This is a genomic window from Streptomyces sp. NPDC044064 (assembly GCF_056434245.1).
Window position 1 is genome coordinate 200,486 of record NZ_JBWKFN010000013.1, and the last position, 13,828, is coordinate 214,313.

At 72.1% G+C, this 13,828-nt stretch carries 15 protein-coding genes; 7 read left to right on the plus strand and 8 right to left on the minus strand.

The window, feature by feature from the left end:
- Window positions 1-101: 101 nt before the first annotated feature.
- A complete protein-coding gene (locus AC07DS_RS22450; RefSeq protein WP_479147794.1) occupies window positions 102-251 on the minus strand; it encodes a hypothetical protein in 150 nt (49 codons plus the stop codon).
- Window positions 252-279: 28 nt separating this feature from the next.
- Window positions 280-1,287: a DUF2156 domain-containing protein gene (locus AC07DS_RS22455; RefSeq protein ID WP_479147796.1), complete on the minus strand. Its 1,008-nt coding sequence runs from the start codon at window positions 1,285-1,287 to the stop codon at window positions 280-282.
- A gap of 409 nt (window positions 1,288-1,696) precedes the next feature.
- Here AC07DS_RS22455 and AC07DS_RS22460 point away from each other — a divergent pair, with 409 nt between their 5' ends.
- The 4 genes from AC07DS_RS22460 (at window position 1,697) to AC07DS_RS22475 (ending at window position 4,819) form a co-directional block, all read left to right on the plus strand.
- Complete coding sequence (locus AC07DS_RS22460; protein ID WP_399726187.1) at window positions 1,697-2,482, plus strand: AfsR/SARP family transcriptional regulator; 786 nt, start codon at window positions 1,697-1,699, stop codon at window positions 2,480-2,482.
- A gap of 122 nt (window positions 2,483-2,604) precedes the next feature.
- Window positions 2,605-3,039 (plus strand): hypothetical protein, encoded by a 435-nt coding sequence (locus AC07DS_RS22465; protein ID WP_145884096.1) that lies wholly within the window; start codon window positions 2,605-2,607, stop codon window positions 3,037-3,039.
- A gap of 32 nt (window positions 3,040-3,071) precedes the next feature.
- The gene (locus AC07DS_RS22470) at window positions 3,072-4,616 is read left to right on the plus strand and encodes an acyl-CoA carboxylase subunit beta (protein WP_145884095.1); all 1,545 of its coding nucleotides are present in this window, start codon (window positions 3,072-3,074) and stop codon (window positions 4,614-4,616) included.
- 11 nt (window positions 4,617-4,627) lie between these two features.
- Window positions 4,628-4,819, plus strand: coding sequence for an acyl-CoA carboxylase epsilon subunit (locus AC07DS_RS22475; RefSeq protein WP_479147799.1), 192 nt, complete (start codon window positions 4,628-4,630; stop codon window positions 4,817-4,819).
- Between the two features lie 67 nt (window positions 4,820-4,886).
- On the opposite strand, the gene AC07DS_RS22480 is transcribed toward AC07DS_RS22475, so the two are convergent.
- Window positions 4,887-5,312: a DUF6299 family protein gene (locus AC07DS_RS22480; protein WP_479147801.1), complete on the minus strand. Its 426-nt coding sequence runs from the start codon at window positions 5,310-5,312 to the stop codon at window positions 4,887-4,889.
- A gap of 234 nt (window positions 5,313-5,546) precedes the next feature.
- Between AC07DS_RS22480 and AC07DS_RS22485 the strand changes: the two genes are divergently transcribed.
- Entirely contained in the window at window positions 5,547-5,741 is a 195-nt protein-coding gene (locus AC07DS_RS22485) for a DUF5999 family protein (RefSeq protein ID WP_145884092.1), read from the plus strand.
- Between the two features lie 4 nt (window positions 5,742-5,745).
- Here AC07DS_RS22485 and AC07DS_RS22490 read toward each other — a convergent pair whose 3' ends face one another.
- The gene (locus AC07DS_RS22490) at window positions 5,746-6,144 is read right to left on the minus strand and encodes a RidA family protein (protein ID WP_479147803.1); all 399 of its coding nucleotides are present in this window, start codon (window positions 6,142-6,144) and stop codon (window positions 5,746-5,748) included.
- On the minus strand, window positions 6,141-7,277 hold the full coding sequence (locus AC07DS_RS22495) for an acyl-CoA dehydrogenase family protein (RefSeq protein WP_479147805.1): 1,137 nt from the start codon (window positions 7,275-7,277) through the stop codon (window positions 6,141-6,143). The genes AC07DS_RS22490 and AC07DS_RS22495 overlap by 4 nt, the downstream gene beginning before the upstream one ends.
- Window positions 7,278-7,394: 117 nt before the next feature.
- On the opposite strand from AC07DS_RS22495, the gene AC07DS_RS22500 reads away from it, so the two are divergent.
- Entirely contained in the window at window positions 7,395-8,987 is a 1,593-nt protein-coding gene (locus tag AC07DS_RS22500) for an AMP-binding protein (protein ID WP_479147807.1), read from the plus strand.
- Window positions 8,988-9,002: 15 nt separating this feature from the next.
- Complete coding sequence (locus AC07DS_RS22505) at window positions 9,003-9,818, plus strand: PaaX family transcriptional regulator (RefSeq protein ID WP_479147809.1); 816 nt, start codon at window positions 9,003-9,005, stop codon at window positions 9,816-9,818.
- Window positions 9,819-9,851: 33 nt separating this feature from the next.
- On the opposite strand, the gene AC07DS_RS22510 is transcribed toward AC07DS_RS22505, so the two are convergent.
- The 3 genes from AC07DS_RS22510 to AC07DS_RS22520 form a co-directional block, all read right to left on the minus strand.
- Entirely contained in the window at window positions 9,852-10,169 is a 318-nt protein-coding gene (locus AC07DS_RS22510) for a hypothetical protein (RefSeq protein WP_479147899.1), read from the minus strand.
- Between the two features lie 158 nt (window positions 10,170-10,327).
- Window positions 10,328-12,628, minus strand: a complete 2,301-nt coding sequence (locus AC07DS_RS22515; protein ID WP_479147900.1) for a bifunctional salicylyl-CoA 5-hydroxylase/oxidoreductase — start codon at window positions 12,626-12,628, stop codon at window positions 10,328-10,330.
- A 92-nt stretch (window positions 12,629-12,720) separates the two neighbouring features.
- Complete coding sequence (locus tag AC07DS_RS22520; RefSeq protein WP_479147811.1) at window positions 12,721-13,548, minus strand: enoyl-CoA hydratase family protein; 828 nt, start codon at window positions 13,546-13,548, stop codon at window positions 12,721-12,723.
- Window positions 13,549-13,828 lie beyond the last annotated feature (280 nt).

Genomic DNA, 13,828 nt, shown 5'->3' on the forward strand with positions numbered 1-13,828 from the left:
GGTGCTCCCGGGCCCGGACCGCCGGGCGAACGTGTGTCCAGCGTTCCGTGGAGCGCTGATGTGGCACTGATGTCCCTCTGATCGGACGTGCCGTGCCGGGCTCAGGCAGCCGCCCCGGTGTTCAGCCGCTCGTCCAGGGCGCGGACGACCGCGTCGGCGGCCTCGGCGACCTCCAGGTCGTCGGGCGCCCCGATGACGGCCATCAGCTGCTCGACCATGGCGTGCTGGAGTTCCTCGGTGGACTGGCTCATGTCGTGGTCTCCTTCGGGTGAGGGAAGGTCAGAAGGCGTTGCAGGCACGGAAGATGTGTGCGAAGCCGGGCAGCGAGGCCTGCGGCCCGTCGAAGGCGACGTACTCGGGAATCAGCACGTCGGGGGCCCACTTCTGCTTGTACGACAGCTGCGTCTGCGCCGGGTACAGCGCCGCGCCCTCGGCCCACAGGGCGTGCATCAGCCACTGGAACGCGGGGCTGTGGCCGTCGAGTTCGTGGCTCGCGTCCAGGCCGGTGAACGGCGTGAACCCGAAGTGCAGCCACTCGACGCCCTCGGCCCGGAACACCTCGATGGCGTGCGCGTTGATGGCCTCCATCAGACCCGGGGAGCCCTCGGGGACACGGCGGCTGAGGTCGTGCATCCAGCCGGCCCGGCTGCCGTAGACCGGCGAGTACGAGATGTAGGCGACCGGGGCGCCGTCGATGGTGCCGGTGAACAGCCGCCGGTGCGCCTGGGCCGGGCCGCCGATCTGGCCGACGAGGAACTCCAGTTGCTGGGCGCCGCCCTTGGAGCCGAGCCAGGCCTGGTCGATGGCCGTGATGGCGTCCTGCACGCCGGCCGCGTCGACCTCCTGGATCTGCAGGCCGTTGCGGTGGGCGCGGGAGATCTTGTTGCGCAGCTGCATGAACTTGGTGCCGCGCAGGGTGAACTCGGGGAGGCTCACCGCCCAGGAGGCGCCGACCTGGTTGACGGTGAAGCCGAGCGCGGCGTAGCGCTCGGCGTCGGCGCGCTGGAGCTGGACGCCGACGAGGCTGAGGCCCTCGTCGCGGACGTGCTTGCGGAAGGCCTCCAGGAGGGTGCCGTAGTCCTGCTCGGCGGCGAAGGGGCCGCCGAACTGTACGGCGTGGCGGCCGGTGCGGCGGTAGACGACGACACCGTCCGCGTCCGGGACGGTGAAGACACTGTTTCCGCTGTTGAGCGTCAGGAACGAACTCGGGTTCTCGCTTGCCGTGTGGGCGCGTATCGCCGCGAGAATCTGGGCGTCCGTGCTGGTTTCGGTGGTGGTCGCGGTCATTCCCGTACCCCTTTCGGGAGCGTTTTCCATCGAAGGGAGTACAGCACCGAGAGGATGCCCGGGAAAAGGGCCACAAGGAATTCATTACCGGCGTCAGAAGCGTGTCAGCATTCCGTCAGCGAGTGGTGCCACTGTGGCTCCAGACCGGAATTCCGTAAGCGGTGACCACGAATTCACCAGTCGACGCACGGAACGAACTTTTCCCACCCGGTGCTGCGCCGATGGCGGCTCGGCACCGGTCCCCCAGGACCGCCGGCCGCCCCCCGTCCCGGCGGAGCAACCGCCCCGGCGGGCCGTCCAGGAAGCAGACGCCCGCCGGGGCGCGGCGCGTTCGGTCGCCCTGTCTCTCACCGCAGCACGACCCCGTAAAGAAACACCTTCGCCAGGAATTTTCACCAAGGGGGAAGACATGCTGAGGTTCTCCATTCTCGGGGCACTGCAGATACTCACCGCATTCGGCCCGGCGGACATCTCCGGCGATCTGCAGCGCACCCTCGTGCAGACGCTGCTGGTCAGCGAGGGCCAGCCGGTGTCCGGGGAGAGCCTGGCCGAGGAGATGTGGGGGGACGCCGTCCCCGACAACCAGGCCAACGCCCTGCAGGCCCATGTCAGCCGGTTGCGCCGCAGGCTCCGTGATCTGGAGCCGGACCGGCCGGCCTCCCGGGTGACGATGCACCCGTCCGGCTACCGGCTCGGCATCGGGGAGGGCGAGCTGGACGCGGCCGAGTTCATCAGGGCGGTGCGGCTGGCCGAGTCCGCCGCACCGGACGACGCGGCCCGCACCGCACGGCTGCTGGGTGACGCGCTCGGGATGTGGCGCGGCCCCGTCTTCGGCGGGTTCGCCGGCGGGACGCTGTGCCAGCTGGCCGGTGCGCGGTACGAGGAGTACCGGATGCGGGCCATGGAGCTGCGCTTCGACGCCGAGCTGCGGCTGGGCAGGCATGCCGCCGTGCTCGCGGAGCTGACCGAGGCACACACCAACCACCCCTTGCGGGAACGCTTCTGCGAGCAGCTGATGATCGCCCTCTACGGCTCGGGACGGCAGGCCGACGCCCTGGACGTCTTCCGCCGGATGCGCCGCCACCTCGACGACGAACTCGGCATCCAGCCGTCCCCCGCCCTGCGCCGGGTGGAGAGCGCGATCCTCTCCCACGACCCCGCGCTGACCGGCGATCTGCGGCTGCAGCCGGCTTGAGGACCGGCCGGCTCGAGGGAGGTGCGAGTCGGACCGCGTAAGCAGTCCGTCAGTCACCGGTCAGTCCGCCTTGGCACGCTCGACGGGCAAGTGGAATCAGACCCCCTACCTTCGGAGGCCCCATGACCACGAGCCAGACCCCGGCACACGCGGCGACGCATACGCCGACCCGTGTCGCCGCGGCGCGCCCGTTACGGACGTTCCTCGCGCTGGACGCGGCCGTGACCGCCGCCAACGGCCTGATCTACCTTCTCGCCGCGGGCCCGGTGGGCGATCTGCTCGGTCTCGACGCCGGGTTCCTGCGGGGCATCGGCGTGTTCCTCACGGTGTACGGCGGCCTCGTGGCGTTGCTGGCGAGCCGTCCGGTGCCGAGCACGGCCGCCACCAAGGCGGTCATCGAGGCCAACGCGCTGTGGGCGGTGGCGTCCGTCGCCACCGCGGTGTTCGGCTGGTTCGGCCCGAACACCGTCGGCACGGTGTGGACCGTGCTGCAGGCAGCGGTCGTGGGGGCGTTCGCCGCGCTCCAGTCGAGCGGGCTGCGCCGGCTCGGTAACTGACGTTCCGTCACTTCAGGGAAGCAGGGGGAGACATGAGGTCCCACGTCGAGGAACTGGCCGGCATACGCGAGAGCGTCCTCGCCGGCCCCGGTGAGAAGGCGACCGCCGCCCAGAAGGCCAAGGGCAAGCTCACCGTGCGCGAACGGATCGGCCTGCTCCTCGACGAGGGCTCCTTCCAGGAGGTCGAACCGCTGCGCCGGCACCGGGCGACCGGTTTCGGCCTGGAGGCGAAGAAGCCGTACACCGACGGTGTCGTCACCGGCTGGGGCACGGTCGAGGGCCGTACCGTCTTCGTGTACGCCCATGACTTCCGGATCTTCGGCGGTGCGCTGGGCGAGGCCCATGCCGCCAAGATCCACAAGATCATGGACATGGCCCTCGCGGCGGGCGCGCCCCTGGTCTCCCTGAACGACGGTGCGGGCGCCCGCATCCAGGAGGGCGTCACCGCCCTCGCGGGCTACGGCGGCATCTTCCGGCGCAACACGGCGGCGTCCGGGGTCATCCCGCAGATCAGCGTGATGCTCGGCCCGTGCGCCGGAGGTGCCGCCTACAGCCCCGCGCTCACCGACTTCGTGTTCATGGTCCGCGAGACGTCCCAGATGTTCATCACGGGACCGGACGTGGTCAAGGCGGTCACCGGCGAGGAGATCACCCAGAACGGCCTCGGCGGTGCCGACGTGCACGCCGAGACGAGCGGTGTCTGCCACTTCGCGTACGACGACGAGGAGACCTGCCTGGAGGAGGTCCGCTACCTGCTGTCCCTCCTCCCCCGCAACAACCGCGAGAACCCGCCCGCCGTGCCGTGCGACGACCCGGCCGACCGCCGCTGCGAGACGCTGACCGACCTGGTGCCGGTCGACGGCAACCGGCCGTACGACATGGCCGCGGTCATCGAGGAGATCGTCGACGACGGCGAGTACCTGGAGGTCCACCAGCGCTGGGCGCGGAACATCATCTGCGCGCTGGCCCGGCTGGACGGCCAGGTCGTCGGGATCGTCGCCAACCAGCCGCAGAGCCTGGCCGGCGTCCTGGACATCGAGGCGTCCGAGAAGGCGGCCCGCTTCGTGCAGATGTGCGACGCGTTCAGCATCCCGATCGTCACCCTGCTCGACGTGCCGGGCTTCCTGCCGGGCGTCGGCCAGGAGCACGGCGGCATCATCCGGCACGGAGCGAAGCTGCTGTACGCCTACTGCGACGCGACCGTGCCCCGCATCTCCCTGATCCTGCGCAAGGCCTACGGCGGCGCCTACATCGTCATGGACTCCCAGTCGATCGGCGCCGACCTCACCTACGCCTGGCCCACCAACGAGATCGCCGTGATGGGCGCGGAGGGTGCCGCGAACGTCATCTTCCGCCGCCAGATCGCCGAGGCCGACGACCCCGAGGCCAAGCGTGCCGAGCTGGTCAAGGAGTACAAGGCCGAGCTGATGCACCCGTACTACGCGGCCGAGCGCGGCCTGGTGGACGACGTGATCGACCCGGCCGACACCCGCCGCGTCCTCATCGGCGCGCTGGCGATGCTGCGCACCAAGCACGCCGAGCGCCCCGCCCGCAAGCACGGCAATCCCCCTCAGTGACGGAGGTCCCCATGTCCGTGTCCCTCACAGCCCCCATCCGCGTCGAGAAGGGCGAGGCCACCCAGGAGGAGCTGGCCGCCCTCGCGGTGCTGCTGCTCAGCCGGACCGCCCTGGCCGGCTCCGGCGCCGAGGCCTCCTCCCCGGGCACCACGTCCTGGCGCCCGCACGCCTTCCACGCCCCCCACAGCTGGCAGCGTTCCTGACGACCGCCGCCACGCCGAGCGGCCCGGCACCCGTCAGGCGGGTGTGCCGGGCCGCTCGGCGTGGGCGTCACTCCTGGACGAGGGTGACGTCCTGCTCCTGGACCGCGTGGAAGACCGGCAGCGGCACAATGCCCGAGGGCCGCAGCTCCATGACGGTGGCCTCCACCTCGGCCGCGCCGGGGACGAGCGAGCCGGCCGAGACCTTGCCCGAGTTCTGCCAGGGGTGCTCGGCGCCGTCGCACACGGCGCCACTGCCGCCGATGCCGGGCCGGAGCCGGGAGTCGCCCTGGCTGACCGAGGAACTGACGAAGACCGGGCCGGTGCTGCCGGTGCAGCGATAGGTGCCGGAGAGGGTGACGGTGCCGTCGGCGGCGATCCGGCCGGTGGGGGCGACGGTGACACTCTCGCCCGCGTCGGCGGCGGCCGGGCCGACGGCGCCGCACAGCAGCGCGGCTGCGCCGAGGGCGGCGGCCAGAGCGGGGCGTACGGGCATGGGATACCTCCCGGTTCCGTGGGGTGGGGGCTTCCACTGGTACCGGGCGGCCGCGCCGCCGGGCGTGATCGTCACCCCATCGGTGGCGCGTCATGGAAGCGTCCGGGAGTTGTCCGCATGTTGTCACGCTTCACTGCGGCCGGTTCCGGTGCGTTCACGGCGGGAGCATGGTCTGTGCATGGCGGGTGACGGCCGACCCGGCCCGCCCCCTCACATCCGATGTGGAGGTGCGCCATGTGCTCCTGTGAAATCTCGTGCGCCGCGTCCGGCCCCGGCACCCCGCACACCGTGTCCGCCCACCCGGAACAGGGCTGGGCCCTGCTCTGCGACGGCTCGATCCGCTTCGACGACAGCGGGGAGCTGCTCCCGGACGGCAGCGTGGTCCCGCCCCGCCGGGTCCCCGCCGACCGGCTCGCCGTGGCGGCCTGACCGGCTACGGCAGCACCGCGAACCCGTCCAGCTCCACCAGCGCCTGCTCGTCCCACAGCCGTACGACCTCCACGACCGCCATGGCCGGATAGTCCCGGCCCGCCAACCGGTGCCAGATGCGGCCCAGTTGGCGGGCGTGGGTGCGGTAGGCGGCGACGTCGGTGGCGTAGACGGTGACCCGGGCGAGGTCGGCGGGGGTGCCGCCGGACGCGTCGAGGGCGGTGAGGAGGTTGGTGAGCGCCTTCTCGAACTGCTCGGGGAGCGTGGCTCCGGTGACCTTGCCGTCGCCGTCGAGGGCGGTCTGGCCGGCCAGGAACACCACGCGGGAGCCGGCGGCGACGACGGCGTGCGAGAAGCCCGCGGGCGGGGAAAGCTCGGGCGGGTTGATGCGCTCGATCGTCACGGACGGCCCTCCCGGGTGGCGGTGGTGTACAACTCCTTGGCGATGATGCCCCGTTGGACCTCGCTCGCGCCCTCGTAGATCCGTGGGGCGCGCACCTCGCGGTAGAGGTGTTCGAGCAGATGGCCCCGCTCCAGCGCCCGCGCTCCGTGCAGTTGGACGGCCGCGTCGACGACGTACTGCGCGGTCTCGGTGGCCAGCAGCTTCGCCATCGCGGCCCGCTTGGGCACGTCCGGGGCGGTCTCGTCGTACGCCGTCGCCGCCGCGTACACCATCAGCCGGGCCGCGTCCGTGCGCAGGGCCATCTCGGCGACCTGGTGGGCGACGGACTGAAGGTCCATCAGCTTGCCGCCGAAGGCGTCCCGCCGGGCGGTGTGGGCGAGCGTCGCGTCGAGCGCAGCCTGGGCCATGCCGACGGCGAAGGCGCCGACGCTCGGCCGGAACAGGTTGAGGGTGCCCATCGCGACCCGGAAACCGCGGTCGACCTCCCCGAGCACATCGTCCTCGGTCACCGGGACGGCGTCGAAGTCGAGGCTGCCGATGGGGTGCGGGGAGAGCATCCGAAGGACGGAGCCGGTCAGGCCGGGCCGGTCGGCGGGGACGAGGAAAGCGGTGACGCCACGGGCGCCGGCATCGGGGGTGGTCCGCGCGAAGACCGTGTAGAAGTCGGCCTCGGGGGCGTTGGAGATCCAGCACTTGCGTCCGGTCAGCCGCCAGCGCCCGGCCCCGTCCGGATCCGCCCGCAGCGCCAGCGCCGCCGCGTCCGACCCGGCCCCCGGCTCGCTGAGCGCGAACGCGGCCACCGCGGTGCCCTCGGTCACGCGGGGCAGCCAGCGCTCCCGCTGGGCGGGGGTGCCGTGGGCGTGGACGGGGTGGGCGCCCAGGCCCTGCAGGGCGAGGGCTGTCTCGGCCTCCGTGCAGGCGTAGGCCAGGGACTCGCGCATCAGACAGAGTTCGAGGGCGCCGGAGGCGAAGAGCCGGGCCAGCAGGCCCAGCCGGCCGAGTTCCGCGACCAGTGGCCGGTCGACCCGGCCCGGCTCGGCCTTCTCGGCGAGCGGGCGCAGCCGTTCGGCGGCCAGGGTGCGCAGCTCTGCACACCAGGCGAGCTGTTCCGGTCCGAGCGAGAATGCAGGCATCGCCGGTCCCCTCTCCCGTGCTGTCACCCGACCGTATCGCGCTCCATTGACTGTCGTCACCAACACGATACGCTCCTTGTGCGAGGCCACCACGAGCCCACCAGGCAAGGGGGCGCCATGCATCTCTCGGCCCACGTCGACACCTTCGCCCGCGACCACCTCCCGCCGCCGGACGAGTGGCCCGACCTGTGTTTCGAGCTGCCGGAGCTGAGCTACCCCGAACGGCTGAACTGCGCCGTCGAGCTGCTCGAACACGCCGACCCGGCCCGCCCGGTCTTCCACACCCCGGCCGGCCCCAGCTGGACCTACGGCGACCTGCGCGCCCGGGTCGACCGCATCGCCCACGTCCTCACCGGCGAGCTCGGCGTCGTACCGGGCAACCGGGTCCTGCTGCGCGGCCCCACCACCCCCTGGCTGGCCGCCTGCTGGCTGGCCGTGCTCAAGGCGGGCGCCGTCGCGGTCACCGTCCTGGCCCAGCAGCGCGCGCACGAGCTGGCCACGGTGTGCGAGATCGCCGAGGTCCGGCACGCGCTGTGCGACATCCGGGCCCTGGACGACCTGGCGAAGGCCGAGGTACCGGGCCTGCGCATCACCGCGTACGGCGGTGACGCGGCCGACGACCTGCTGCACCGCCCGGCGCCCGGCACCCCCTACCCGGCGGTCGACACCGCCTCCGACGACGTGGCCCTGATCGCGTTCACCTCAGGCACCACGGGTCGCCCGAAAGGGTGCATGCACTTCCACCGGGATGTGCTGGCCATAGCCGACACCTTCTCCAGACATGTGCTGCGCCCCCACGCGGACGATGTCTTCACCGGCAGTCCCCCGCTCGGCTTCACCTTCGGCCTGGGCGGACTGGTGATCTTCCCGATGCGGGCCGGCGCCAGCTCCCTGCTCCTCGAGCAGGCGGGCCCCCGCCAGCTGCTGCCCGCGATCACCGAGCACCGGGTCTCGGTCCTGTTCACCGCGCCGACCGCCTACCGGGCGATGCTCGACGACCTGGCCGGGTACGACACCTCGTCCCTGCGGCGCTGTGTGTCGGCCGGCGAGAACCTGCCGGCGGCCACCTGGCGCGCCTGGCAGGAGCGCACCGGGCTGCGCATCATCAACGGCATCGGCGCCACCGAGCTGCTGCACATCTTCATCTCCGCGGCCGACGAGCGGATCCGGCCCGGCACGACGGGCGTCCCGGTGCCGGGCTGGCAGGCACGCGTCCAGGACGCCGACGGGAAGCCGGTGCCCGACGGCGAGCCGGGCCTGCTCGCGGTCCGTGGCCCGGTCGGCTGCCGCTACCTCTCCGACCCGCGGCAGCGGGAGTACGTACGCGGCGGCTGGAACGTCACCGGCGACACCTACGTCCGCGGGAGCGACGGCTACTTCAGCTACGTGGCCCGCGCCGACGACATGATCATCTCCGCCGGGTACAACATCGCCGGACCGGAGGTGGAGGACGCACTGCTGCGCCATCCGGACGTGGTCGAGACGGCGGTCGTCGGCCGCCCCGACGAGGCGCGCGGCCAGGTGGTCGTCGCCTTCACGGTGCTGCGGGACGGCGTGCGGCCGGACCCGGAGGCCCTCCGCACCTTCCTCAAGTCCGAACTGGCGCCCTACAAATGCCCGCGCGAGTTCGTCTTCCTCGACGCGCTGCCCCGCACGGCCACCGGCAAGCTGCAGCGGTTCCGGCTACGCACCGAAGGTGACCGGCACTGATGCCGAAGACTTAAAATGATCAACGTGTCCGAGCAGCACGCCCCCAGGTCCCTCATCGTCACGCTCTACGGCGCGTACGGCCGCTTCATGCCAGGCCCCCTGCCCGTCGCCGAGCTGATCCGGCTCCTGGCCGCGGTCGGGGTGGACGCCCCCTCCGTGCGCTCCTCGGTGTCCCGGCTCAAGCGCCGCGGTCTGCTGGTGCCGGCCCGCACGGAGGCCGGCACGGCGGGGTACGAGCTGTCCGCGGAGGCGCGCCAACTGCTGGAGGACGGCGACCGCCGCATCTACGCGACCGCGCCCCCCGAGGACGAGGGCTGGGTCCTGGCGGTCTTCTCCGTCCCCGAGTCGGAGCGGCAGAAGCGGCACGTCCTGCGCTCGCGGCTGGCCGGCCTGGGCTTCGGCACGGCGGCCCCCGGGGTGTGGATCGCCCCCGCCCGCCTGTACGAGGAGACGCGGCACACCCTGCGCCGGCTCCGCCTCGACCCGTACGTCGACTTCTTCCGCGGCGAGCACCTCGGCTTCGCGCCCACCCCCGAGGCCGTCACCCGCTGGTGGGACCTCGCGGCGATCGCCAAGGAACACGAGCGCTTCCTGGACGCCCACGCCCCCGTCCTGCGCGCCTGGGAGCACCGCACGGACACCCCGCCCGAGGCGGCTTACCACGACTACCTCCTGGCCCTCGACTCCTGGCGCCACCTCCCCTACACCGACCCCGGCCTCCCCACCCACCTCCTCCCGACCGACTGGCCGGGCGTCCGCTCCGCGGAGGTGTTCCGGGGGTTGCACGAGCGGCTGCGGGACGCCGGGGCGGAGTTCGTGAGGGCGGGGTGAACGGCCGGCGGTTCGGAGGAAGTGACCGGTGGCTCAGAACCGGCGCAGCCGCATCGCGATGCCGTGCCCGACCGCGAGGTAGATCACCGCGGGCAGACCGTAGTCGAGCAGGACCCGGAGGCTCTCCGTGTCCATGGTGAAGATGTCCTGCGACCACCAGGCCAGCGAGTCGGCCACGTCCTCGACGAACCCCACGAAGACGTTCGCGTGATTGGCCTCCAGCAGGTACAGCAGGATCCACAGTCCCAGGAACGCCGCAGCGACGTCGGCGATCGTGTGGATGACCAGCGCGGTGCGCCGGGTGCCCGAACCGTCCGGGCGGCGCTGCCGGGCGGGCGCGGCGGGCTGCATCGCGGGTCCCGGGTACGGCGGGCCCTGGTCCGGAGAGGGGCCGTAGCCGTATCCGGGTGGCTCGGGCAACGGCCTGGTGTCAGTCATCTCAGTCTCGATCCCTGTGATTCTTCCGAATGACTCGAAAGAACCTAGGCAGCCGTCGATAACAGGCCGGTTCAGGAACCGTGCGAATCGCGTGGAAGGCGTGTGACCGTACTGAGCGACAGGCGCGGCTTGGGGGCGTCCGTGCGGCCGGTCTGGGGACGGCGGCTGCCCGCCCGGTAGGGCGCGGGCCAGGCGACGCCGGGACCCTCGTAGCCCTGCTCGGCGGCCGCGTGCAGGGTCCAGTGCGGGTCGTACAGGTGCGGCCGGGCCAGCGCGCACAGGTCCGTACGCCCGGCCAGGATCAGGGAGTTCACGTCGTCCCAGGAGGAGATCGCGCCGACCGCGATCACCGGGACACCGGCCTCGTGCCGGATGCGGTCGGCGAACGGCGTCTGGTACGACCGCCCGTACTCCGGGCGCTCCTCGGCCACCACCTGCCCCGTCGACACGTCGATCGCGTCGGCGCCGCGCGCGGCGAAGGCCCGGGCGATCTCGACCGCGTCCTCGTCGGTGGTACCGCCGTCGGCCCAGTCCGTGGCCGAGATGCGGACGGTCAGAGGCTTCTCTTCCGGCCACACCGCGCGTACGGCGTCGAACACCTCCAGCGGGAACCTCAGGCGCTTCTCCAGCGAGCCGCCGTAGCCGTCGGTGCGCCGGTTGGTGAGCGGGGAGAGGAAGCCGGAGAGCAGGTAGCCGTGCGCGCAGTGCAGTTCGAGCAGGTCGAAGCCGGCGCGGGCGGCCCGCCAGGCGGATGCGGCGAACTGCTCGCGGATGTCGGTGAGCTGCGCCCGGGAGAGCTCGCGCGGGGTCTGGCTGCCCGGCTTGTACGGCAGCGGGGAGGCGGCCGTCAGCGGCCAGTTTCCGTCGGGCAGCGGCTCGTCCATGCCCTCCCACATCAGCTTCGTCGAGCCCTTGCGGCCGGAGTGCCCGAGCTGCACCCCGATCGCCGTTCCCGGTGCCTGGGCGTGCACGAAGTCGGTGATCCGCTTCCAGGCCTCCGCCTGGCGGCCGGTGTAGAGGCCGGTGCAGCCCGGGGTGATCCGGCCCTCCTCGCTGACGCACACCATCTCGGTCATCACCAGACCGGCCCCGCCGAGGGCACGGGCGCCGAGGTGGACCAGGTGGAAGTCGCCGGGGACGCCGTCGACCGCGGAGTACATGTCCATCGGGGACACGACGACCCGGTTGCGCAGGGTCAGACCGCGCAGCCGGAACGGGGTGAACATCGGGGGTGTGCCGGACGGGCACCCGAACTCGCGCTCGACGGACTCGGTGAAGCGGGCGTCGCGCAGCCGCAGGTTGTCGTGGGTGACGCGGCGGCTGCGGGTGAGGAGGTTGAAGGCGAACTGGCGGGGCGGCTGGTCGAGATGGCGCCGCACGTCCTCGAACCACTCCAGGCTCGCCCGGGCGGCGCGCTGGGTGGAGGCGACGACGGGCTTGCGCTCCTCCTCGTAGGCCGCGAGCGCCCGTGGCACGTCGGGCTGTTCCTCCAGGCAGGCCGCGAGGGCCAGCGCGTCCTCCACCGCGAGCTTGGTGCCGGAGCCGATGGAGAAGTGGGCGGTGTGGGCCGCGTCCCCGAGGAGGACGACGTTGCCGTGCGACCAGCGGTCGTTGACCACCGTGCGGAAGGTGGTCCAGGCGGAGTTGTTGGAGCGCAGCGGCCTGCCGCCGAGCGCGTCGGCGAAGATCTTGGCGCAGCGCTCGACGGACTCCTGCGGGGTGGCCTCGTCGAATCCCCCCGCCCGCCAGACCTCCTCGCGCATCTCGACGATCACGGTGGAGGCGCCGGCCGCGTAGGGGTAGCCGTGCAGCTGCATCACGCCGTGCTCGGTCTCGGCGATCTCGAAGCGGAAGGCGTCGAAGGGGAAGTCCGCGGCGAGCCAGATGTAACGGCAGTGGTGTTCGGTCACCCGGGGGCGGAACGCATGGGCGTAGGTCTGGCGGGTGGTGCTGTTGACTCCGTCGGCTGCGACGAGGAGGTCGTGGGTCGCCGAGAGCTGGTCGGGGCCGGGGGCCTCGGTGCGGAAGCGGATGTCCACGCCGAGGGTGCGGCAGCGGTCGTGCAGGATTTCGAGGAGGCGTTTCCTGCCCAGTGCCGCGAAGCCGTGTCCTCCGGAGGTCTGGCGGGTGCCTCGGTGGACGATGTCGATGTCGTCCCAGCGGGTGAAGCTGCTCTGCAGGGCCGTGTAGACCACCGGGTCGGCGTGTTCGATGCCGCCCAGGGTTTCGTCGGAGAGGACCACGCCGAAGCCGAAGGTCTCGTCGGGGGCGTTGCGTTCCCAGACGGTGATTTCCCTCGCCGGGTCCAGCCGTTTCAGCAGCGCAGCTGCGTACAAGCCACCGGGGCCGCCGCCGATGATCGCCACGCGCAGAGGGTGGCTGGTCGTCGTCGGCGAGTGCAGGTCGTGTGTGGTTGCTCGCGCAGTTCCCCGCTCCCCTTCGTTCCTGGCGTCGGCTTCCATGGCTACCGTCCCTGCCACTTCGGCGGGCGCTTTTCCGTGAACGACGCGTGGAATTCCGCGTAGTCCTCGCCGGTCATCAGGAGGGCCTGGGTCGAGGCGTCCAGTTCGATCGATGCCGCCAGCGGCATGTCCAGCTCGGCGGTGAGCAGGGCCTTCGTCTGGGCGTGGGCCAGGGCGGGGCCGTCGGCGAGGCGGCGGGCCAGCGTGTGGGCCGCCTCGTCCGTGGCGCCCTCCTCGGTCAGTTCGCTGATCAGGCCGATCCGCTCCGCCTCGGGGGCGCGTACGGGCTCGCCCAGCATCAGCAGGCGGGTCGCGTGGCCGAGGCCGACGACGCGGGGCAGCAGGTAGGCCGCGCCCATGTCGCCGCCGGAGAGGCCGACGCGGGTGAAGAGGAAGGCGAAGCGGGCCGAGGGGTCCGCGATGCGGAAGTCGGCGGCGAGGGCCAGGACCGCGCCCGCGCCGGCGGCCACGCCGTGCACGGCGGCGATCACCGGGAACGGGCATTCGCGGATCGCCCGGACCACCTGCCCGGTCATCCGGTTGAAGTCGAGCAGCTGGGCGGTGTCCATGGAGAGGGTGGCGCCGATGATCTCGTCGACGTCGCCGCCGGAGCAGAAGCCACGCCCCTCGCCGGCCAGGACGAGGGCACGGACCGACCGCTCCCGGCTCAGCTCGGCGAGCAGATCACGCAGGTCGGCGTAGGCGCCGAAGGTGAGGGCGTTGAGCTTGTCGGGGCGGGCGAGGGTGACGGTGGCGACCCCGTCGGTCAGCTGGAGCCGCAGATGCTCCCAGTCCGAGGTGCGGGCGGCGGAGCCGGTGAAAGGACTCATGACGTGCGGCCTCCTAGGGGGGCGGTGCCTCACGCGGCGCTACCCGACGAAGTTAACACGTCTTTGTGACTGTCGTCACGAGGGCGCGACAGCGTGACCCTGGGACGGCCCGGTCCCGTCACGCGCGTCACCGATCGTCCACAGCGTCGTAACAGTGGGCACAGCCGGGCGAGGCAGGGCGTTCAGCGGGGTAAGCCGCCCGGTACCGGGGCCGATGGTCCCGAGCGGTGCCCGACGACGGTCTCTGTGGCCGGGCCCGTACCATTCCTACGGTTGAAAG

Excerpts from the sequence above, each read along its gene's own strand:
- AC07DS_RS22450 (WP_479147794.1), bottom strand. The coding sequence starts at position 251 with ATGAGCCAGTCCACCGAGGAACTCCAGCACGCCATGGTCGAGCAGCTG.
- AC07DS_RS22455 (WP_479147796.1), bottom strand. The coding sequence starts at position 1,287 with ATGACCGCGACCACCACCGAAACCAGCACGGACGCCCAGATTCTCGCG.
- AC07DS_RS22460 (WP_399726187.1), top strand. The coding sequence starts at position 1,697 with ATGCTGAGGTTCTCCATTCTCGGGGCACTGCAGATACTCACCGCATTC.
- AC07DS_RS22465 (WP_145884096.1), top strand. The coding sequence starts at position 2,605 with ATGACCACGAGCCAGACCCCGGCACACGCGGCGACGCATACGCCGACC.
- AC07DS_RS22470 (WP_145884095.1), top strand. The coding sequence starts at position 3,072 with ATGAGGTCCCACGTCGAGGAACTGGCCGGCATACGCGAGAGCGTCCTC.
- AC07DS_RS22475 (WP_479147799.1), top strand. The coding sequence starts at position 4,628 with ATGTCCGTGTCCCTCACAGCCCCCATCCGCGTCGAGAAGGGCGAGGCC.
- AC07DS_RS22480 (WP_479147801.1), bottom strand. The coding sequence starts at position 5,312 with ATGCCCGTACGCCCCGCTCTGGCCGCCGCCCTCGGCGCAGCCGCGCTG.
- AC07DS_RS22485 (WP_145884092.1), top strand. The coding sequence starts at position 5,547 with ATGTGCTCCTGTGAAATCTCGTGCGCCGCGTCCGGCCCCGGCACCCCG.
- AC07DS_RS22495 (WP_479147805.1), bottom strand. The coding sequence starts at position 7,277 with ATGCCTGCATTCTCGCTCGGACCGGAACAGCTCGCCTGGTGTGCAGAG.
- AC07DS_RS22500 (WP_479147807.1), top strand. The coding sequence starts at position 7,395 with ATGCATCTCTCGGCCCACGTCGACACCTTCGCCCGCGACCACCTCCCG.
- AC07DS_RS22505 (WP_479147809.1), top strand. The coding sequence starts at position 9,003 with ATGATCAACGTGTCCGAGCAGCACGCCCCCAGGTCCCTCATCGTCACG.
- AC07DS_RS22510 (WP_479147899.1), bottom strand. The coding sequence starts at position 10,169 with ATGCAGCCCGCCGCGCCCGCCCGGCAGCGCCGCCCGGACGGTTCGGGC.
- AC07DS_RS22520 (WP_479147811.1), bottom strand. The coding sequence starts at position 13,548 with ATGAGTCCTTTCACCGGCTCCGCCGCCCGCACCTCGGACTGGGAGCAT.